17 protein-coding genes are annotated in these 20,581 nt (G+C 72.5%); 11 read left to right on the top strand and 6 right to left on the bottom strand.

The genetic code is table 11. The features are described from left to right. Positions 1 to 3: 3 nt before the first annotated feature. Positions 4 to 2,499 carry a DEAD/DEAH box helicase gene (locus OG403_RS33275; RefSeq protein WP_329572696.1) on the top strand — a complete coding sequence of 832 codons (2,496 nt, stop codon included), beginning with the start codon at positions 4 to 6 and terminating at the stop codon, positions 2,497 to 2,499. A gap of 86 nt (positions 2,500 to 2,585) precedes the next feature. Here OG403_RS33275 and OG403_RS33270 read toward each other — a convergent pair whose 3' ends face one another. Then, the gene (locus OG403_RS33270) at positions 2,586 to 3,461 is read right to left on the bottom strand and encodes a hypothetical protein (protein ID WP_329571026.1); all 876 of its coding nucleotides are present in this window, start codon (positions 3,459 to 3,461) and stop codon (positions 2,586 to 2,588) included. A 306-nt stretch (positions 3,462 to 3,767) separates the two neighbouring features. On the opposite strand from OG403_RS33270, the gene bioB reads away from it, so the two are divergent. From bioB to bioD, 3 genes are all read left to right on the top strand, one after another. Next, positions 3,768 to 5,033: a biotin synthase BioB gene (gene bioB, locus OG403_RS33265; protein ID WP_329571024.1), complete on the top strand. Its 1,266-nt coding sequence runs from the start codon at positions 3,768 to 3,770 to the stop codon at positions 5,031 to 5,033. Between the two features lie 22 nt (positions 5,034 to 5,055). Then, positions 5,056 to 6,348, top strand: coding sequence for an adenosylmethionine--8-amino-7-oxononanoate transaminase (locus OG403_RS33260; RefSeq protein WP_329571022.1), 1,293 nt, complete (start codon positions 5,056 to 5,058; stop codon positions 6,346 to 6,348). Positions 6,349 to 6,410: 62 nt separating this feature from the next. Continuing rightward, positions 6,411 to 7,148 (top strand): dethiobiotin synthase, encoded by a 738-nt coding sequence (gene bioD / locus OG403_RS33255; protein ID WP_329571020.1) that lies wholly within the window; start codon positions 6,411 to 6,413, stop codon positions 7,146 to 7,148. A 105-nt stretch (positions 7,149 to 7,253) separates the two neighbouring features. Here the strand turns inward: bioD and OG403_RS33250 are convergent, their stop codons facing one another. Beyond that, positions 7,254 to 7,679: a GNAT family N-acetyltransferase gene (locus OG403_RS33250; RefSeq protein ID WP_329571018.1), complete on the bottom strand. Its 426-nt coding sequence runs from the start codon at positions 7,677 to 7,679 to the stop codon at positions 7,254 to 7,256. Between the two features lie 42 nt (positions 7,680 to 7,721). Further along, entirely contained in the window at positions 7,722 to 8,408 is a 687-nt protein-coding gene (locus OG403_RS33245) for a class I SAM-dependent methyltransferase (RefSeq protein ID WP_329571016.1), read from the bottom strand. 417 nt (positions 8,409 to 8,825) lie between these two features. Between OG403_RS33245 and OG403_RS33240 the strand changes: the two genes are divergently transcribed. Both OG403_RS33240 and OG403_RS33235 read left to right on the top strand, forming a co-directional pair. Further along, on the top strand, positions 8,826 to 9,983 hold the full coding sequence (locus OG403_RS33240; protein ID WP_329571014.1) for an ROK family protein: 1,158 nt from the start codon (positions 8,826 to 8,828) through the stop codon (positions 9,981 to 9,983). A 258-nt stretch (positions 9,984 to 10,241) separates the two neighbouring features. Continuing rightward, positions 10,242 to 10,787: an SDR family NAD(P)-dependent oxidoreductase gene (locus tag OG403_RS33235; protein ID WP_329571012.1), complete on the top strand. Its 546-nt coding sequence runs from the start codon at positions 10,242 to 10,244 to the stop codon at positions 10,785 to 10,787. Positions 10,788 to 10,882: 95 nt separating this feature from the next. On the opposite strand, the gene OG403_RS33230 is transcribed toward OG403_RS33235, so the two are convergent. Then, complete coding sequence (locus OG403_RS33230; RefSeq protein ID WP_329571010.1) at positions 10,883 to 11,641, bottom strand: GntR family transcriptional regulator; 759 nt, start codon at positions 11,639 to 11,641, stop codon at positions 10,883 to 10,885. Between the two features lie 239 nt (positions 11,642 to 11,880). On the opposite strand from OG403_RS33230, the gene OG403_RS33225 reads away from it, so the two are divergent. Continuing rightward, positions 11,881 to 12,684 (top strand): exodeoxyribonuclease III, encoded by an 804-nt coding sequence (locus OG403_RS33225; RefSeq protein WP_329571008.1) that lies wholly within the window; start codon positions 11,881 to 11,883, stop codon positions 12,682 to 12,684. A gap of 201 nt (positions 12,685 to 12,885) precedes the next feature. After that, positions 12,886 to 15,912 carry an AfsR/SARP family transcriptional regulator gene (locus tag OG403_RS33220; protein WP_329571007.1) on the top strand — a complete coding sequence of 1,009 codons (3,027 nt, stop codon included), beginning with the start codon at positions 12,886 to 12,888 and terminating at the stop codon, positions 15,910 to 15,912. A gap of 91 nt (positions 15,913 to 16,003) precedes the next feature. On the opposite strand, the gene OG403_RS33215 is transcribed toward OG403_RS33220, so the two are convergent. After that, the gene (locus OG403_RS33215; RefSeq protein WP_329571005.1) at positions 16,004 to 16,408 is read right to left on the bottom strand and encodes a nuclear transport factor 2 family protein; all 405 of its coding nucleotides are present in this window, start codon (positions 16,406 to 16,408) and stop codon (positions 16,004 to 16,006) included. 100 nt (positions 16,409 to 16,508) lie between these two features. Beyond that, positions 16,509 to 17,159, bottom strand: coding sequence for a TetR/AcrR family transcriptional regulator (locus tag OG403_RS33210; RefSeq protein ID WP_329571003.1), 651 nt, complete (start codon positions 17,157 to 17,159; stop codon positions 16,509 to 16,511). A gap of 124 nt (positions 17,160 to 17,283) precedes the next feature. On the opposite strand from OG403_RS33210, the gene OG403_RS33205 reads away from it, so the two are divergent. From OG403_RS33205 to OG403_RS33195, 3 genes are all read left to right on the top strand, one after another. Beyond that, positions 17,284 to 18,900, top strand: coding sequence for an amidohydrolase (locus OG403_RS33205; RefSeq protein ID WP_329571001.1), 1,617 nt, complete (start codon positions 17,284 to 17,286; stop codon positions 18,898 to 18,900). Between the two features lie 101 nt (positions 18,901 to 19,001). Further along, complete coding sequence (locus tag OG403_RS33200; RefSeq protein ID WP_329570999.1) at positions 19,002 to 19,889, top strand: DUF1963 domain-containing protein; 888 nt, start codon at positions 19,002 to 19,004, stop codon at positions 19,887 to 19,889. 262 nt (positions 19,890 to 20,151) lie between these two features. After that, positions 20,152 to 20,559 carry a hypothetical protein gene (locus OG403_RS33195; protein WP_329570997.1) on the top strand — a complete coding sequence of 136 codons (408 nt, stop codon included), beginning with the start codon at positions 20,152 to 20,154 and terminating at the stop codon, positions 20,557 to 20,559. Positions 20,560 to 20,581 lie beyond the last annotated feature (22 nt).

Raw genomic sequence — 20,581 nt, 5'->3', positions numbered from 1 at the left:
CTGATGCCCAGGCCCGCCGACCCCGACGCGCTGTACACCACCTTCGCCGCGTGGGCCGAGGAGCGGGGCATCACGCTCTATCCCGCTCAGGAGGACGCGCTGATCGAGCTGTTCACCGGCGCGAACGTGATCCTGGCGACCCCCACCGGATCCGGAAAGTCGCTGGTGGCGGCCGGTGCGCACTTCGCCGCGCTGGCGGAGGGCAAGCGGACCTTCTACACCGCTCCGATCAAGGCGCTGGTCTCGGAGAAGTTCTTCGACCTGTGCAAGATCTTCGGCACCGAGCAGGTCGGCATGATGACCGGCGACGCGAGCGTGAACCCGACCGCGCCGATCATCTGCTGCACCGCCGAGGTGCTGGCCAACATCGCGCTGCGGGACGGCGCGCGGGCCGACATCGGCCAGGTGGTGATGGACGAGTTCCACTTCTACGCCGAGCCGGACCGCGGCTGGGCCTGGCAGATCCCGATCCTGGAGCTGCCGCAGGTGCAGTTCCTGCTGATGTCGGCGACGCTGGGCGACGTACGCCGGTTCGAGCAGGACCTGACCCGGCGCACCGGCAAGCCGACCACGGTGGTGCGCTCGGCCACCCGCCCGGTGCCGCTCTTCTACGAGTACCGGCGCACCACCCTGCACGACACCCTGGAAGAGCTGCTGACGACCGGTCAGGCCCCGGTCTACGTGGTGCACTTCACCCAGAAGGAGGCGGTGGAGCGGGCCCAGTCGCTGATGAGCATCAACATGTGCTCGAAGGCGGAGAAGGACGCGATCTCCGACCTGATCGGCAACTTCCGCTTCACCACCAAGTTCGGCCGCAACCTCTCGCGCTTCGTGCGGCACGGCATCGGCGTGCACCACGCGGGCATGCTGCCCAAGTACCGCCGCCTGGTCGAGCGGCTGGCCCAGGCGGGCCTGCTGAAGGTGATCTGCGGTACCGACACGCTGGGCGTGGGCGTCAACGTGCCGATCCGCACGGTGCTGTTCACCGCGCTCTCCAAGTACGACGGGGTCAAGGTCCGGGTGCTACGGGCCCGGGAGTTCCACCAGATCGCCGGGCGCGCGGGCCGGGCCGGCTTCGACACGGTCGGCCAGGTGGTCGCACAGGCGCCCGAGCACGTGGTGGAGAACGACAAGGCGCTCGCCAAGGCCGGCGACGACCCGAAGAAGAAGCGCAAGGTGGTGCGCAAGAAGGCGCCGGAAGGTTTCGTCGGCTGGAGCGAGGAGACCTTCGAGCGGCTGATCGGGGCCGAACCCGAGCCGCTGGTCTCCCGGTTCCGGGTCAGCCACGCGATGCTGCTCTCGGTGATCGGCCGCCCCGGCAACGCCTTCGAGGCGATGCGCAAGCTGCTCACCGACAACCACGAGGAGCGCGGCGCCCAGCGCCGGCACATCCGTTCGGCGATCGCCATCTACCGCTCGCTGCTGGCCGGCGGCGTGGTGGAGCGGCTGGACGAACCGGACGCCGACGGCCGGATCGTGCGGCTGACCGTGGACCTGCAGGAGAACTTCGCCCTCAACCAGCCGCTCTCCACCTTCGCGCTGGCCGCCTTCGAGTTGCTCGACCCCGAGTCGCCGAGCTACCCGCTGGACGTGGTCTCGGTGGTCGAGGCGACCCTGGACGACCCGCGCCAGATCCTGGCCGCGCAGCAGAACAAGGCGCGCGGCGAGGCGATCGGCGAGATGAAGCGCGACGGGATCGAGTACGAGGAGCGGATGGAGCGCCTGCAGGAGGTGACCTATCCGAAGCCGCTGGAGGAGTTGCTGAACCACGCCTACGAGGTCTACCGCCAGGCGCACCCGTGGATCGGCGACTACGCGCTCGCGCCCAAGTCGGTGGTGCGCGACCTGTTCGAGCGGGCGATGACCTTCGTGGACTACGTCGGCCACTACGACCTGGCCCGCACCGAGGGCATCGTGCTGCGCTACCTGGCCGGCGCCTACAAGGCGTTGGAGCAGACCGTCCCCGAGGACAGCAAGACCGAGGCGCTCAAGGACGTGATCGCCTGGCTGGGCGAGCTGGTCCGCCAGGTCGACTCCAGCCTGCTGGACGAGTGGGAGCAGCTCGCCAACCCGACCGAAGAGGACGAGGAGGAGCGCGAGTTGGAGGCCAAGCCGCTGCCGGTCACGGCCAACGAGCGGGCCTTCCGGGTCCTGGTGCGCAACGAGATGTTCCGCCGGGTGGAGCTGGCCGCGCTGGAACACTACGCCGCGCTGGCCGAGTTGGACGGCGAGTACGGCTGGGACGCGGACCGCTGGGCGGACGCGATGGACGGCTACTACGAGGAGCACGACGACCTGGGCACCGGTCCGGACGCGCGCGGGCCCAAGATGCTGCTGATCGAGGAGGACGAGGCGGACAGCCTCTGGCGGGTGCGGCAGATCTTCGACGACCCGGCGGGCGACCACGACTGGGGCATCAGCGCGGAGGTCGACCTGCACGGCTCGGACGCGGAGGGCCGGGCGGTGCTGCGGGTCACCGCGGTGGACCGGCTGGGCTGACGGCGCGTCGGGCGGGCCCTGGCGCCGTCGGCCAGGGCCCGACGACGGGAGGTGCCCGGCTCGGGACCTGAGCTCGGGACCTGAGCTCAGGACCAGACGAAGGTGAGCCCGGCGGTGTAGGCGGCGGCCCGGGTGGCCGCTGCCAGGTCCTGCTGGTCCTGCGGGCCGGCCGGGCTGTGCCCGTTCGTGAAGCGGGAGCTGGTCACGGTGACGTAGTGCCGCACCGCTTCGACCCGAGGCGCCGGGTCGGTGCTCTTCACCGCGGGGCCGCCCGGGGTGGCGGACGGGGTAGCGGACGGCGAGGGCGAACCGGCGGCGCCGGGCGACGGTGCGACGGCGCCCAGCAGGGTGCCGTCCGTCTGCACGAACCCGACCAACCCGCTCTGCCCCTGCATCGCGTTCGCCACGGCGACGCTCGTCGCGTCGGCGCCGAACCGAAGCACCGTCACGCTGGTCTCCACCTGGCCGTCCTGACGGATCAGGTCGACCGCGAGGTAGCCCTCGCAGGCCGCGCCGTGCAGCAGGGCCTGCCCGGCGCTCTGCAGGATCTCGGTGCAGTCGCTGCCCTGGCGGGCCGCGGTGAACCGCCCCTGGTAGGTGTCCAGGTCGACCAGCTTGGTCGGCGGGAAGAGCCGCTTCACGTCGAAGGCCGCCGGATTGGCGCCGGAGGTCGACGGCGGGTCACCGACCACCGCCGCGTACTCGGTTTCGCCGCTGGAGGGACCCAGTCCCGGGAGCCAGTCACCGGGATGCTTGAGGGAGATCACCCAACCGCCGGAGCCGAGCAGGACAACCGCTACAGAACCGATCAACAACCGCCGGGCGCCGAACCGTGAACCCGTTCTGCCCCGCCCCGGTATGTCCTCGGGCTCGTCGGGACCGCCGGGCTCCTCGGGGGCGACAGGCTCCTGCGGGTCGGCGGGCTCGGCGGGTATCGAGCGGGTGTCCCCCTTGGTTGTCATGGCCCAGATTCTATGCGTCGCGACGACCCGTCTGAGCAGCGGGGACGCGTCGGACGGTCAGTCAGGGAGCGCTGGGCGAGGGCGGACCGGCCGACCGGGCGGTCGCGCGGCAGGACCACGGCGATCGTGCTCGAACCGCGCCGCCGCGGTGCCGCCGCCGGACCGCCGGCCGGAGCACATCGGCCCCGGAGAACGCAGGCGAACGACCCGGTCAGGCGGCACTGTGACAACTCGCACATCCGCGCGGAGATCTTCTGGTCGATTCGGTATGGCGCGGTTCAAGGTCATCCAGGCAGGATCAGCTTCATGGATCTGCTCGACACCCTTACCGCCAAAGGCCTGAACCGCGAGCTCCCCACCCGGGAGGAGGCCCTGGCCGTCCTGGCCACCACCGACGACGACCTGCTGGACGTGGTCGCGGCCGCCGGGCGGGTACGCCGACAGTGGTTCGGCCGCCGGGTCAAGCTCAACTACCTGGTCAACCTGAAGAGCGGCCTCTGCCCCGAGGACTGCTCGTACTGCTCGCAGCGGCTGGGGGCCGACACCGGCATCCTCAAGTACACCTGGCTGAAGCCGGACCAGGCGACCGAGGCGGCCACCGCCGGCGTCAAGGGCGGCGCCAAGCGGGTCTGCCTGGTGGCCAGCGGGCGCGGCCCGACGGACCGTGACATCGACCGGGTGACCAGCACCGTGGCGGCGATCAAGGAGCAGGAGCCGGCCGTCGAGATCTGCGCCTGCCTGGGCCTGCTCTCCGACAACCAGGCCGAGCGGCTGCGGGCGGCGGGCGTCGACGCCTACAACCACAACCTGAACACCTCCGAGAACACCTACGGCGACATCACCACCACCCACACCTACGCGGACCGGGTGGACACCGTGCAGAAGGCGCACGGCGCTGGCCTGTCGGCCTGCTCCGGGCTGATCGCCGGTATGGGCGAGAGCGACGAGGACCTGGTGGACGTGGTCTTCGCGCTTCGCGAGCTGGGCTCGGACTCGGTGCCGGTCAACTTCCTGATCCCGTTCGAGGGCACCCCGCTGGCCAAGGAGTGGAACCTCACCCCGCAGCGCTGCCTGCGGATCCTGGCGATGGTCCGGTTCGTGAACCCGGACGTCGAGGTGCGGATCGCCGGCGGACGCGAGGTGCACCTGCGCAGCCTGCAGCCGCTGGGCCTGCACATCGCCAACTCGATCTTCCTGGGCGACTACCTGACCAGCGAGGGCCAGGCCGGGCAGGCCGACCTCGACATGATCAAGGACGCGGGCTTCGAGGTGGAGGGCCAGGGCGAGGCGACGCTGCCCCGGCACCGGGCCGACGCCGTGCAGGCGGTCGGCGGCGGGTGCGGCACGGGCGGCGGTGGCTGCGGCGGGCACGAGACCGAGCCGCAGGCGGCTGCGGTCGGCGGCTGCGGCGGCCACGCGGCGGCCGGTGGCTGCGGACCGTGCGGCGGCCACGCGGCGCCCACGGCGGACGCCGCGACGGACGCCGAGGCCGAGGCCGACAACGGCCTGCGCTCCGACCTGGTGCGGGTGCGCCTGCGCGGCGCCGGTACCGAACTCGCTCCGAACGCCTGAGGCACTGCTGATGCTCCCCGAGATGGACACCCGAACGCTGCTCGCCCTGGACCAGGCGCACGTCTGGCACCCGTACGGTCCGATGCCCGGCACCCAGCTGCCGCAGCTGGTCGAGTCGGCCGCCGGCGTCCGGCTGCGACTGGCCGAACCCTTCGGCGGGAACCGCGAGTTGGTCGACGGCATGTCCTCCTGGTGGGCGGCGGTGCACGGCTACAACCACCCGGTGCTCAACGAGGCGGTCCAGCAGCAGCTGGGCCGGATGAGCCATGTGATGTTCGGCGGGCTCACCCATGAGCCCGCCATCCGGCTGGCGACAACGCTGGTCGAGATCACCCCGGAGCCGCTGCGGCACGTCTTCCTCTCCGACTCCGGCTCGGTCGCGGTCGAGGTCGCGATGAAGATGTGCCTGCAGTACTGGCGCTCGATCGGCCGCCCCGCCAAGCAGCGGCTGCTCACCTGGCGCGGCGGCTACCACGGCGACACCTTCCACCCGATGTCGGTCTGCGACCCCGAGGGCGGGATGCACCAGCTCTGGGGCGGGGTGCTGCCGCGCCAGCTCTTCGCCCCGGAGCCGCCGGCCGGTTTCGACGCCGAGGTGGACCCGCAGTACGCGGCGGTGCTCGCCGAGCTGATCGAGCGCAACGCCGGGGAACTGGCCGCCGTGATCGTGGAGCCGGTGGTGCAGGGCGCGGGCGGCATGCGGTTCCACTCCCCCGGCTACCTGCGGCTGCTGCGCGAACTGTGCGACCGGTACGGCGTGCTGCTGGTCTTCGACGAGATCGCCACCGGTTTCGGGCGCAGCGGTGCGCTGTTCGCCGCCGACCACGCGGGCGTCTCGCCGGATGTGATGTGCCTGGGCAAGGCGCTGACCGGCGGCTACCTGAGCATGGCCGCGACCCTGTGCACGAGCGAGCTGGCGGACGGGATCAGCCAGGGCGAGGTGCCGGTGCTGGCGCACGGGCCGACCTTCATGGGCAACCCGCTGGCCTCGGCCGTCGCCAACGCCTCGATCGGCCTGCTGCTCGGGCAGGACTGGCAGGGAGAGGTCAAGCGGATCGAAGCCGGTCTGCTGGACGGCCTGGCCGGGGCCGAGGAGTTGCCGGGCGTCGCGGACGTGCGGGTGCTGGGCGCGATCGGCGTGGTCCAGCTCGACCACCCGGTGGACATGGCGGCGGCCACCGAGGCGGCGGCTCGCGAGGGCGTCTGGCTGCGGCCGTTCCGCGACCTGGTCTACACCATGCCGCCGTACGTGACGGGCGAGGAGGACCTGGCCCGGATCGTCGCCGGGGTGCGCGCGGCGGCGCTGGCGGGCTGACCGCCGTGGCCCGTGAGTGAAGTTGAAGCAGCTGAAGTGACTGAAGTGACTGGAGTTCTCGTATGAGTCGGGTGCTGTTCGTGACCGGCACCAACACCGAGGTCGGCAAGACCGCCGTGACCGCGGCGGTGGCCGCGCTGGCGGTTCGCGCCGGCCTGCGCACGGCGGTACTGAAGCCGGGCCAGACCGGCGTCGCGCCGGGCGAGCCGGGGGACGCCGAGGAGGTGGCCCGACTGCTCGGCGGCGCGCCGCTGACCACCCGTGAGCTGGTCCGCTACCCGGAGCCGCTCTCCCCCGAGCGGGCCGCCCTGCGGTCCGGGATGCCGTTTCTGACGATCCCTCAGTTCATCGATGCGGTCGATGACCTGACGGACAGTCACGATCTGGTGCTGGTCGAGGGCGCGGGCGGCCTGCTGGTGCGCTACGACGCCGAGGGGCTGACCCTGGCCGACCTGGCGCAGTCGGTGACCGGCGCCGAGCTGCTGCTGGTCGCCCACCCCGGGCTCGGCACGCTCAACACGGTGACCCTGACCGCCGAGGCGCTGCGGGCCCGCAAGGTGGCCACCGCCGGTGTGGTGATCGGCAGTTGGCCGAGTGAGCCGGATCTGGCCACCCGCTGCAACCTGGCCGACCTGCCGGTGGCCGCCGGCGCCCCGCTGCTCGGCGCGCTGCCGACCGGCGCTCCGGCGGCCGGCCCGGGGTTCACCGAGCTGGCCGCCGTCTCGCTGGCGCCGGCCCTCGGCGGGCGGTGGGACGCGGCGGCGTTCACACAGGCGTTCGCCGTCCCGTTCGCCGGGTAGTCGGGTAGCCGGGCAGCCGGGTAGCCGGGCGGGCTCTAGCGGGGCAGCCGGGTAGCCGGGTAGCCGGGCGGGCTCTAGCGGGGCAGCCGGGTAGCCGGGCGGGCTCTAGCGGGGCAGCGGCTTGACCCAGCGGCGCCACTGCTCCTCGCTCCGGTACCCGGCGGCCTGCCAGGCGTGCTGCCCCAGCTCGTTCTCGACCAGCACCATCGCGTCGGCGCGGCGACCGCCCAGCGCGGCGAACCGCTCCTCGGCCGCCGCCAGCAGCGCGGCACCGATGCCCTGGCGGCGCAGCCGCGGATCGACCGCGAGGCGGTAGAGGCTGGCGCGCCAGCCGTCCCAGCCCGCGATCACGGTGCCGGCCAGCGCGCCGTCGCGTTCGGCGACGATCAGCGCCTCGGGGTCGCGGTCGAGCAGGCGGGCCAGGCCGGCCGGGTCGTCGGTGATGCTGGTGCCCTCGGCCGCGCGGGACCAGAAGGCGAGCAGGGCTGGGATCTCGGCGGCGAGCGCCGGGCGGATGATCAGATCGGTCATCCCGTCGTCCTATCAGCCCGCCCAGGGCGGCCTCAGCGCATTTCAGCTGCTGGACAGCCGCCACACCGTGGTGCGCTTGACGGCGCGGTCCTCCAGGTCCGCCAGCACCGGCACGTCGTACTCGGCGAGGGCCGTGAACCGCTCACGCGGCAGGTACGCCCGCCCGGGGTCGCCCACCAGCACCAGCGCGCCGCGGGCGTGGGCGCGCTCCAGGAACGGCAGGAACCGGGCGGCCATCGACCGCTCGTAGAAGACGTCGCCGGCCAGCACCACCTCGGCCGGTCCACCGTCGCCGTCCAGCAGGTCCGCGCACTCGGCCGTGATCCGCACCTGGTTGGCGGCCGCGTTGAGCCCGATCGCCGCCACCGCGTAGGCGTCGATCTCGGCCGCCCGCACCGAGCCCGCCCCGCGCAGCGCCGCCGCCACCCCGACCAGCCCCGAGCCCGCCGCCAGGTCCAGCACGGCCCGCCCCGTCACCAGTTCAGGATGATCCAGGACATATCGGGCGACTCCGAGGCCGCCGGCCCAGGCGAAGGCCCAGAACGGCGGAGGCAGGCCGATCTCGCCGCGCTCGGACTCGGTCCGCTCCCACAGCTCGATCGCCTCGTCCGCCAGGTGCAGGCTGAGCTCCGGCACGAACGGGACCGGCGACAGGCGGGTCTGCGCCCGCACGAACTCCGCGCGGGCCGCGGCCTCGTGCTGGGCCTGGACGGTGACGAGATCGGACATGGTGCACTCCTCTGCTCGTGATGGGGGGTGGCCTTCGCGCCGGTGATCTCCGGTGGCCTTCACGCTGCCGACCTTCACGCTGCCGACCTCTGCGCTGCCGGCCTTCGCGCTGGTGAGCAGACCCTAGTGCACCGGGCCGCCCACCTTGACAATTCGTCAACCGGGCGCACCCCGGAACGCCCGCCCGCAGCCGGCCGCCGGGCGGAGGCTAGGTCAACTTTCGATCTCGAACCGGTCATGAGCTGCGCATTTACTCGCGGGCACGATGCCTCGCGGGTACGATCCGGCTGACGCCCTCCGGCGTGCGACACACCGCAGTGGCGCCGCCGGGCGGCCCGTGCGGTGGGGCGACCGGACGCCTCCGCGCACTTGTCATCGCGCGCCACTGCAGTCGCGCGAACGCGGAAAGGCAGTGTCTTGGCGGATCGGCTCACCGGAGGGGACTCCTCCCTGCTGCGTCGGATCAACGCCGCGGTCACCCTGCGCTCACTGCGCGACGGACAGGCCGTCACCCTCACCCAGCTGGTCGGCGAGACCGGGCTGTCCCGACCCACCGTCGAGGGCGTGATCGAGGGCCTGGTCGAGTCCGGACTGGTCGCCGAGGTGGAGCAGGCGCAGGAGAACGGACGCCAGCGCGGTCGCCCCGCCCGCTGGTTCCGCTTCCGCGCCGAGGCCGGGCACACCCTGGGCATCGAGATCGGGGTGCACGCGATCCGCGTGGTACTCGCCGACCTCACCGGCCGCCAGGTGGAGAGCCACGCCCGTCCCGTCGACGAGACGCTCGAGGCCGAGGAGCGCCTGGGCGCGGTGCGCGGCGCCGTCGCCGAGGTGCTGCGCAAGGCCGGGGTCTCCCGGGACAGCCTGTGGGCGGTGGGCGTCGGCAGCCCCGGCATCGTGGACCGGGACGGCTCGGTGCGCCTGGGGACCGCGATGCCCGGCTGGACCGGCCTGGACCTCGGCGCCCGGCTGCGCCGCTCGTTCCGCTGCCCCGTACTGATCGAGAACGACGCCAACCTGGCCGCCATCGCCGAGCACTGGCAGGGCGTGGCGGTGGGCATGGGCGACGTGGTCTTCGTGCTGGCCGGCCTGAGCCCCGGGGCCGGCTCGCTGATCAACGGCCGGTTGCACCGCGGCTTCGGCGGCGCGGCCGGCGAGATCGGCGCGCTGCACCTGCTCGGCCAGGAGGCCACCCCCGAACGCCTGCTCTCCACCAGCGGCACACCGCTGGACCCGCTGGACGAGGCGGCCGTGGCCCGGGTGCTCACCCTGGCCCGGGAGGGCGACGAGGTGGCCCGGGTCGCGATGGACCGCTTCCTGCGGCGCCTGGTGCACGACGTGGCGGCCCTGGTCCTGGCGATCGACCCGCAGCTGGTGGTGATCGGCGGCTGGGCGGCCGGCCTGGACGACGTGCTGGAGCCGCTGCGCGAGCAACTGGCGCTCTACACCCTGCGCGCGCCGGAGGTGGCGCTGTCGACCCTGGGCGAGGACGTGGTGGCGCTCGGGGCGCTGCGGGTGGCGCTGGACCAGGTCGAGGAGCAGCTGTTCGCGGTGGACCAGCCGGGCACCAGGCACTGACGGCCGGCTCCCCGGTGAGCTGACCGCCCGTCAGCAAGGCGGTGGGCGGCAGCCAGTGCCGCGTCAGGCAGCCTTCGCCCCGTCGCGACGTCCGGCACGCACTCTCGCCGCACCGGCCGAAAGCCCAAGTACGTCCAGTACGAGGACTTCCGGCCGGCACGCCGATAGCACGCACCGGACGCCGCTCCTTGACGGGCAAAGGCTGCCTGGCGCGGCACTAGGGTCGACTCAATTTCGACCAACCGAGGGGCAATTCTCATGACGGACCGTCAGAACACAGACCGCGCCCGCCGTTGGCTGATCACGGGCGCCAACAGCGGGCTCGGGGCCGCCTTCGCACGGGCCGCGCTGACGGCCGGCGACATCGTGATCGCCGCCGTGCGACGGCCGGAGAGCATCGATGCGCTGGCGGCCGAGTTCCCGGGGCGGATCACGCCGGTGCGACTGGACGTGACCGATGCCGAGCAGTGCGCGCAGGCGGTGAAGAGCACCGATCGAAGCGCACGGCCGGATCGACGTACTGGTCAACAACGCGGGGTACGGACACGTCGGCTCCATCGAGGAGACCAGCGAGGAAGAGCTGCGCGCCGCGATGGAGGTGATGTTCTTCGGTGCGCTGCGGCTCACCCGCCTGGTGCTGCCGCACCTGCGAGCCCAACGCAGCGGGACGATCGTGCAGGTCACCAGCTGCGGCTGGCGCTGGGCGAGGACGCGGTCACCGCGATCCGCGGCAAGCTGGCGGCGGTGGGCGCCGACCTGGACGCCACGGGCGAGCTCAGCCTGAGCACGGCGATGAGCAGCTGACGCTGCTCGGACCCGAGGGGCGTACCGCACCGGAAAACGGGCGAGGCCCGGTCCCCGCGGCTGCGGGGACCGGGCCTCGCCCGGCGCGAAGAAGCTCAGGAGGCGGTACGGACCGGCGCCGCCGGCCGGACCTCCACCAGACCGGTCTCACCGAAGGTGAGCCGGCAGGTGTCGGCGCGGTAGGTGGAGACCGCGAGGGCTGCCAGCCGCCCGCCGGCGGCGAACTGGGTGGTGACCACCAGCACCGGGGTACCCGGCGGGCGCTGCAGCAGCGCGGCCTCCTCGGCCTCGGCGACGCCGAGTTCGACGGCCCGCGACTCGCCGTCCATGGTCAGCCGCTCGAGTCGGCGCAGCACCGCTCGGGCCTGCTCCTCCCCCGTGAGGGCCGCACCCGACAGCCGGATCTCGGGGACCTGCTCCAGCGAGCGGTCCGGCACGTGCAGGGACTCGGTGGCCACCGTCTGCCCCTGCTCGACCCGCACCCGGCGCACCGTGTGCACCAGCTCGCCGGCCGGGACGCCGAGCGCCCCGGCGAGCTTGTCGGCGGCCGGAGCGGTCACGCAGTCGACGGGCTGCCAGGCCTCGCCCTCCTCGCGCCGGCTGACCGGCACCCCGACCCGCGGGGCCGCGACCAGGGTGCCGATGCCACGGCGGCGGACCAGCCGGCCCTCCAGCTCCAGCTGGTCCAGGGCCTGCCGCAGGGTGGCCCTGGCCACCCCGAAACGGGCGGACAGCTCACGCTCGTTGGGGATCACCTGGCCGGTGGCGAACTCCGAGTCGATGGCGCGCAGCAGCACCGTGCGCAGGTGCCAGTACTTCGGCTCCGGTACCGCCGCGAGCTGAGCTGTCCCCACCGTGTCCTCCGCCCTGTCCGACCGTCGACCGCTGTGGACGGGACCGCCGGCATCCTGAAGGAACTGGATGGGCTCCGGCCGTGGCCCGGCAGGCGTGCCAGGTGAGGACGCGGACTTTATCCGTCCTTCTTTATTAAAGGTCTTTGCAGTAAGTGACCCTAGGTGGTCCGCCGGAAGATGGTCAAGACCAATGACGAGTCCTTGACCGGGCGGCGCGCGGCGCCCGGTAGGCTGCCCCGGTGATCGTCGTAACCACTGCCAACGTCAACGGGATCCGAGCCGCCGCGAAGAAGGGCTTCGTCGAGTGGCTCGCGGCCACCGAGGCGGACGTCGTCTGCCTCCAGGAGGTTCGCGCCGAGAGCGACCAGCTTCCGCCCGAGCTGCGCGAGTTGGCCGGCTGGCACGCTTACTGGGCGCCGGCCGCCGCGAAGGGCAGGGCCGGGGTGGCCGTGCTGTCGCGGGCCGAGCCGCAGCGCACCCGGATCGGATTCGGTTCGGCCGAGTTCGACGCCTCGGGCCGCTACCTCGAGATCGACCTCCCCGGCCTGACCGTGGCCAGCCTCTACCTCCCCTCCGGCGAGGTCGGCACCGAGCGCCAGGAGGAGAAGGAACGCTTCATGGCCGAGTTCCTCACCCACCTGACCGCCCTGCGCACCCGCGCCGCCGCCGAGGGCCGCGAGGTGGTGGTCTGCGGTGACTGGAACATCGCCCACCAGGAGGCCGACCTCAAGAACTGGAAGGCCAACCAGAAGTCCGCCGGCTTCCTGCCCGAGGAGCGCGCCTGGCTCACCCGGGTCCTGGACGAGGCCGGCTACGTCGACGTGGTCCGCCGGCTGCACCCGGACCAGGCGGGGCCGTACTCGTGGTGGTCGTACCGGGGGCGCGCGTTCGACAACGACTCGGGCTGGCGGATCGACCTGCAGTGCGCGACAGCGGGACTGGCCGAACGGGCGGTCCGGGCCGAGACCGAGAGGGCGGCGACCCACGCCGAGCGCTGGTCCGACCACGCTCCCGTGACCGTCGCGTACGAGTACCCGGTCTAGGGGTCGCCCAGGCCTGTCCGACAGGTCGCCGGTCGGCATCCTGCTCCGGCGGCTCACGCGCAAGGGACCGGTGTCACGGCCTGGTCCCCGGGCGCACGGTTCGTGGCGTCCAGGACGTTGTCCGCAGTGCGTGTGTCGACTGTAAGATCACCGCAACATCCGTGCCTTGGAACGAGAACAATGAGCGAGCGTCCTGACCCCGTGCGTTTCAATCTGCTGGGGCCGGTGAACGTCACCCTCCCGGACGGCAAGGTGGTGTTGCCCTCGGACGGTCCGCGCGCCGCGCTGGTGATGCTGTTGGTGAACGCGAACCGGGTCGTGTCGACGGAGCAACTGGCGTCGGCGGTGTGGGGCGAGCATCGTCCGTCCACCGCCACCGCGAGCCTGCGCAATCACATACTGCGCCTGCGACGGACGCTCGGTGACGACAAGGGGCTGCGGCTGCGCACCGTGGCGCCGGGCTACCTCATCACGACGCATCCAGGTGAGCTGGACGTGGAGGTGTTCCTCGAGGGGTGCCGGCTCGGCGCGGAGCAGTTGCGTGCGGGTGAGGTTGCGACGGCGCGGCAGACCCTGAGCACCGCACTGGACCTGTGGCGCGGCGCGCCGTTCGCCGACCTGCCACCCTGCGTGGACGGCGCCGCGCGGGCTCACCAGCTCGACGAGGTCCGCATGAAGGCTTGGCAGGACCGTGTCGACGCGGACCTGCGGCTGGGTCGGCACCGGGAGCTGGTCGCCGAACTCCGCGGGCTCACCCGGTCCCACCCGCTGCGGGAGGCGCTGCACGGGCAGCTGATGCTGGCGCTGTACGGTGCCGATCGCCAGGCCGAAGCTCTCGCGGTCTACCAGGAACTGCGCCGGCGTCTGGTCGCGGAACTCGGGGTCGAGCCCTCGGCGCAGGTCACGGATCTCCAGCTGCGGATCCTCGCCGCGGACCCCTCGCTGCTCGAGTCGGCGGGGCAGTCCGAGAGCCGCGGGACGGCACCGGGCCGGATCGCGGGCACTGGACACGGCGGCAACGAGCCGGGCTCCGGGGCCTCGACCACCGAGACGGCCGAGACGACCGGGACGACCGGGACGACCGGGACGACCGGGACGACCGGGAATGCTCCGGCCGGGTACACGCCCCGCAACAGCCTCCCGCGAGACGTGGCCGACTTCACCGGCCGCGGCCCGGAAACGGATCGCCTGTTGGCGGCTGCGGCCGCCCCGGCGACGAGCGCCGTCGTGATCTCCGCGATCGACGGGATGGCCGGGGTCGGCAAGACCGCGCTGGCCGTCCACGTCGCCCACACCCTGGCCGATCAGTACGCCGACGGCCAGGTCTTCATCGACCTGCACGGCTTCACCCCGGGCCAGACCCCGCTGGAGCCCGGCACCGCGTTGGCCCGGCTGCTGCGCGCCGTCGGGGTGAGCGAGGACACCCTTCCCTCGGACCCCGAGGAGCGCGCGCTGCTGTGGCGCGGCGTGGCCGCCGAACGTCGCCTCCTGATCGTCCTGGACAACGCCGTCGACGCCGCACAGGTCCGGCCGCTGCTCCCCGGATCCCCCGGCAGCCTGGTTTTCGTCACGTCGCGGCGCCGGATGCCCGCTCTCGCCGGGGCCGGCGCGCTCTCGCTGAACGTTCTCGAGCCGGACACGGCTGCCGCCTTGTTCGGCCAGATCTGCGGCCCGGACCGGATCGTCGGTCAGGAGGACGCCGTCGCCGAAATCGTCAGGCTCTGCGGATACCTGCCCCTCGCCATTCGCATCACCGCCGCGCGCCTGGCGCACCGTGGCGCCTGGACCCCCTCCCACCTCCTCGCCCGGCTCCAGGACCGGATCAGCCTGCCCACCGAGCTCAGGACTCAGGACCAGAGCGTCGCCGCCGCCTTCGCCGTGTCCTACGACGCCCTGACCCCCGACCAGCAGCGGCTCTTCCGCCTCGCGGGACTGCACCCGGGCGACGACTTCTCCGCCTACGCCCTGGCGGCCCTCGCGGATCTGCCGCTGACCGAGACCGAGGACCTCGTCGAGGAACTCCACGACCACCACCTGCTCATCGAGCAGTCCGCCGGCCGCTACACGTTCCACGACCTGCTGCGCCAGCACGCCCACGGTCTCGCCCGCTCCGAGGAGTCCGACGCCACCAGGCAGGCCGCGCTGGAACGGCTCTTCGACTACTACAGCCACACCGCCGCGGCAGCGGCGGACATCCTCTACCCCCACGAGGCGCACCGGCGCCCGCATCCCCCGAAGCCCGCGACGCCCACTGACCCGCTGCGCGGCGAGGAGAACGCCCGGATCTGGCTCGACACCGAGCTGACCAACCTGATCACCGCCGGCACGCACCCCACCGCGGCCGCCACGCGGCACAGCAGCGACCTCTCCGCGATCCTCGCCCGCTATCTGGAGTACTACGGCCACTACGGCAAGTCCCTGACCCTCCACACCGCGGCCGCCGAATCCACCACGACCACCGGCAACTCGGCCGGACACGCCACCGCCCAGACGAACCTGGCGGGGTCGTACTGGCTGCTGGGCCGCTACTCGGATGCCATCGACTGCTTCCAAGCCGCGCTCCTCGACTTCCGGAACATCGAGGACCGGGCCGGAGAGCGCCGGGTGCTGACCAACCTCGGCGTGACCTACGCCCACCTGAGCCGCCATCAGGAAGCCATCGACCACCTCACGCGGGCGATGGCCGCCTACGGAGCGGCGGGCGACCGCGCGGGCCAGGTGATCGTCCTGAACAACCTCGGCTCCACCTGCGAGCAGATGGAGGACTTCGAGCAGGCGGCGGAGTACCACCGTCAGGCCCTCGCCCTGGCCCGGGAGGTCGGCGATCACGTCACCGAGGGAAGGGCCCTGGCCAACCTCGGTACGTCGCTGCACCGCCTGGGCCGGCCCGCCGAGGCCGCACAGATGCTGCACCAGGCCCTGGCGATGGCCACCAACGCCGGCGACCGGAACCGCCAGGTGGTCGCACTCAACGGCCTCGGCGACATCGAACGCGCAACGGACCCCGCCCAGGCACTCGCCCGCCACCAGCAGGCCCACGAGATCTGCGCCACGATCGGCGACCGGTTCTCACTGGCGGGCTGCCACCTGCGAATCGGCGACGACCACCAGGCGATGGGCGATCCCGGTATGGCCCAGGACCAGTGGGAGCAGAGCGCCGCCCTGTACACCGAACTCGACGCGATCTCCCAACTCGAAACGGTCCGCGTCCGACTCGACGCACTGTGACCTTGCGCCTGCCGAACAGGGACCTTGGCCCGGTCCTGGGTGCGACCCGGGTGCCCGCGCGGGTCGGGGCCGGGCCGCTCCTGCCCCTGGGTCAGGCCCTGGTGATGTCCCTGCCCGGCATCGGCTCCGCGAGTGCCGTCCGCCAGTCAGGCGCACCGAAGGCGTCCGCGAAGTACTGCGTCTCGTGCACCACTTGCCCGTCGGCGAACTCCATCATGCTCACCGAGTAGCTGGGCACCCCGTCGTAGGTGATGACGCACTCGCTCACCCACAGGGCCCCGCTGCCGGCGATCCGGTGGACGGTGAAGTGCCGATCGGCGGGGTGCCCGCCGCGCTGCGCCGAGATCTTCGCGCGGCCCCGGAACCGTTCGCCGGACTGCGGGTAGTCGAGGATCGCGTCCACGGCGTAGATGGCGTGCTCGGCTTCGGTGTCCCCCCGTTCCGAGGCGCGCCAGTGCTCCTCGAGTGCGGCCCTGGTCCGGGTATCGGGATCCATCGCGTTGTCCCTTCTGCGGGCGGCTGGCGAACGGTGACAGCGTAGACCGGCCGACGCGGCGACCCGGCGCCGTGACACCCGTGGATCGCGATCCCGGCGGTCAGCCCCCGGCCGTGGCGTAGCGGGCGAGGAACATCCGGACCGCCGCGCCGATGTAGCGGTCGATGGTGGCCTGGTCGGGCGGGCTGCCGAGTTGGAGCATGGCCTGGTCGGGGATGAGGACCATGCTGTGGGCGTAGAGCATCACGGTGACCTGGGGGTCGTCGAGGCGCAGCAGGCCGCGGTCGGCGAGGCGGCCGAAGGCGCGCAGCAGGAGCTGCTGGAGGCGTTCGGGGCCGCGTTCGTTCCAGGCCTGGGCGAGGTGCGGGAAGGTGGTGGACTCGCCGATGATCAGCCGGCGCAGCGCCAGCACGTGGGGTTGGAGCATGACGCGGACCCAGGTGGTGCCGAGTCGGGTGAGGTCGGCTTCCAGGTCGTCGGATTCACCGAGGGCCGATTCCTCGACCTGCTCGGCGAGGGTGTCGAGGACCTCGTCGAGCACGTCCTGGACGACGGCGCGGAAGAGCCCCTCCTTGCCGCCGAAGTGGTTGTAGAGGGTCTGCCGGGAGACGCCGGCCTCGGCGAGGATCGCGTCGATGCTGGTGCCGGCGTAACCGTGCCGCAGGAAGACCCGCATCGCGGCCCGGCGGATCGCGTCCTGCTTGGCGTTGCGCCGCCCCGCGGGGGCGGGCGGCGTGAGGGGTGCTGGCATCGGGGCTCCCGTGCTGACCTGCGGACATCCACCACTAAATAGATTGCTCAGTCTAACAGTATTCATCACAGCTTCTCAGTGCTAGCCTCTGGATTAGACCGTCTAGTCTAATTTGGAGTTGATCATGGCAGTTCGAGGCGCAGACGTCGTGATACGGGCCGCAGCAGTACACACCCTGGTGGCCGGGCAGCGGCCGCAGCGGGCGCTGGCGGTGGTCGGAGACCGGATCGCCGCGCTGTCCGAGGATCCGCACGGCCTGGACGGTCGGATCACCGAGCGCACCACGGTCATCGACCGGCCCGACGCCACCGTGCTGCCGGCCTTCGACGACACCCACACCCACCTGATCTTCGCCGGGCTCGCCGCCCACGACGTGCCGGTCCACCAGGCCCGCAACATCCCCGAGTTCCTCGACCTGATCCGGCAGCGGGCCGCCAGCACGCCCGAGGGGCAGTGGATCCGCACCACCGTCAACTGGCAGGAACTCAACCTCGCCGAGCGCCGGATGCCCACCGCCGCCGAACTCGACCGGGCCAGCGACCGCCACCCGATCCTGGTCAAGCGCGGCGGCCACAACGACGTCGTCAACACCTTCGCCCTGCGCCTGGCGGGCATCACCGAGGACTCCCCCACCCCGCCCGGCGGCGTGATCGGCCGCGACGAGCACGGCCGCCTCAACGGGCGGCTGATCGACAACGCGCTGGGCCTGGTCGAGCACCTGCTGCCGCCGTCGGACCTGACCACCCGGATCGACGGGCTGCGCCGCGCCTCCCACGACTACGCCGCCACCGGCATCGGCACCGTGCGCGACTGCGCGGTCCCGCTGCCCGACCTCGCCGTCCTGCAAGCCGCCCGGGACGAGGGCGCGTTGAGCGTCCGGATCCGCGCCCTGGTCTCGGCGATCGGCCTGACCGACCCGGCCCAGGTCGAGGACCTGCTGGACGGCATGGCCCCCTGGCGCTACACCGCCGACCCGCTACTGCGCGTCTGGGGCGTGAAGTTCATCCTCGACGGCGGCCTGGAAGCCGGTGCCACCGAAGAACCCTACTGCGACCACGGCGACTTCTACGGCACGCTCACCTGGGAGCCGGACGCCCTGGTCCGCTCGATCGAGGCCGTGGTCCGGCGCGGCTGGCGGGTCGGCACCCACGCCTACGGCGACCGCGGCGTGCGCACCCTGCTCGACGCCTACCAGCGGGTCCTGGAACGCAACCCCGGCCTGCCCGCCAACACCCTGGTGATGGAACACGGCGGCCTGGCCGACGCCGAGCAGCGCGAACGCGCGGTGAAGCTGGGCATCCCGGTCACCGTCCAGCAGCCGCTGCTGCACGACACCGCCGAGGTCGAGGACGGCTTCTGGGGCCCCGAACGCGTCAACCGCCTCTTCCCCGCCCGGCAATGGCTCGACCAGGGCGCCCTCGTCACCGGCGGCTCCGACTTCCCCGTCGGCGCCTACGGCGCGATGCGCTCGGTGTGGGGCATGGTCACCCGCCAGACCGTCACCGGCGTGCGCGGCCCCCAGCACGCCATCACCCGCGCGGAAGCCGTCGCCCTGCACACCGTCAACGCCGCCCGGCTGCTCGGCGAGACCGACCTGCGCGGCACCCTCACCCCCGGGCGCCTGGCCGACCTCACCCTCTGGCCCGCCGACCCCACCAGCTGCGCCACCGACCGGCTCCGCGACCTCAACCCGACCCACACCCTGCTCGGCGGCCGGACCGTCCACGCCCCGCAGGAGTGAGCACCCGCTCCCGTTTTCGAGGACTTCGCCACCCGTCCCGTCCTCGAACTGGACTGACCCGCCGGCCCACCGCCTTCCCGTCACCTTCTTGAAGGGCCTTGATGACCCGCCACACCCCGCCCCGCCCCGTGGACGTCGAACAGCTCTTCCCCGAGCTGGTCCCGCTGCGCCGCACCACCACCCGGCTGCATCCGCGCACGGGAACTCCCGGGGTGCACGAGAGTTCGGTGGGCGGCCCGCTCAACTGGCCCGCCGCCGAGCCGTGGCCGCACTGCGTCCAGCGGCACTACGGCCCCGGGGACGAGCAGGCGCCGCCGGGCGGGAGCGCGCTGGTCCCGGTCGTCCAGCTCTACCGCCAGGACGCACCCGAGGTCCCGTTCCCCGACCGGACCGACCTGCTGCAGGTGCTGTGGTGCCCCTTCGAGCACGAGGAGTGCGAGCCCAGGCCGCAGGTCTTCTGGCGCTCGGCCGCCGACGTCGCGGCAGTCATCGACCCGCCACCCGTGCCGGCCGGCGCGCGGCCGCACTACGTCCCGCGGCCGTGCACGGTCCATCCGGAGCCGTTCACGGAGTACCCCAACAACGATCTGCCGCTCGACCTCGTCCACGCGCTGGAGGACCGCTTCGACCGGTTGGAGGCGCGGACCGGCCTGAGCTACTGGGGTGAGCTGTCCACCGCCGAGGGCATCAAACTCGGCGGCTACCCCGGCTGGACCCAGGAGCCGGACTGGCCCGACTGCCCGACCTGCGGCGACCCCATGGCGCACCTCCTCACCGTCGCCAGCTGGGAGTACTCCGGCGGCGCCTGGCGAGCCTGGCTGCCCCTGGAGGACCGGACGCTGGTGGACGGGCAGGAGACCTGCGGCGAGGTCGGCCGGGCGGCCATGGACGCGGCCGGGCTCATGCTCGGCGACGCGGGCGGGGTCTACGTCTTCGAGTGCCGTGCCTGCCCCGACCGCCCCGTCGACCACCGCTTCGACTGCCCCTGACGGGCTGCGACGAAGACCGGCTGCATACCGGAATCCTTCCGCACCACCGGCGGTCGCGAATGCGTCTGCCGACAGCGAACTCGGGGTCGGGGTACGGGTGGCCGTCCCTGGGGCGGTCGCCTGGATCGGCCGCCCGATCCTGCTCGGGGCTGGTCCAGGGCTGGTCCGGGGCTGGTCCGGGGCTGGTCACAGTTCGCAGGCGTTCCTGCGGCGGGCAGGGGTGTCCGCGCGGGCGGGCGGCGGCAGGCACTATTGTCGGGGCATGTCGAACCCCGATGCCCTGCTCGTCGACATCGCCGCGATGGTGGAGTCCGAGCACAGCAATCAGATGGCTCTGACCGTGGTCGTGCCAGGCGCCGTGATCACCGGCCGACTGGCGCCGGAACGCCTGTGGCGTGTTCGGGTCGCCGAAGTCCTGGCCGCCTCCGAGCACTTGAAGCCCTTCGCGGCGCTGTTCATGGCTGCGGAAGCCGACGGAACCACGTCGCCGGACGCGTCCGGCACCGCGACCGCCGCGCGGCCCGCTCATCTGCACCTGCACCTCGCCAGGATCCTGCAGGGCAGCTACGGTCTGCCGCACACCGGCGGCATGTACCGCATCGCCATCGACAGCGTGAGCAGTTGGACGGTGGGAGACCTCAGCTACTCGGACCAGCCGCAGAACTCCTGAGGGAGAGCGGGAGTGCGGTCAC

Source organism: Kitasatospora sp. NBC_01266 (genome assembly GCF_036242395.1).
Classification (GTDB): domain Bacteria; phylum Actinomycetota; class Actinomycetes; order Streptomycetales; family Streptomycetaceae; genus Kitasatospora.
This window is presented reverse-complemented; position numbering and strand designations above follow the sequence as displayed.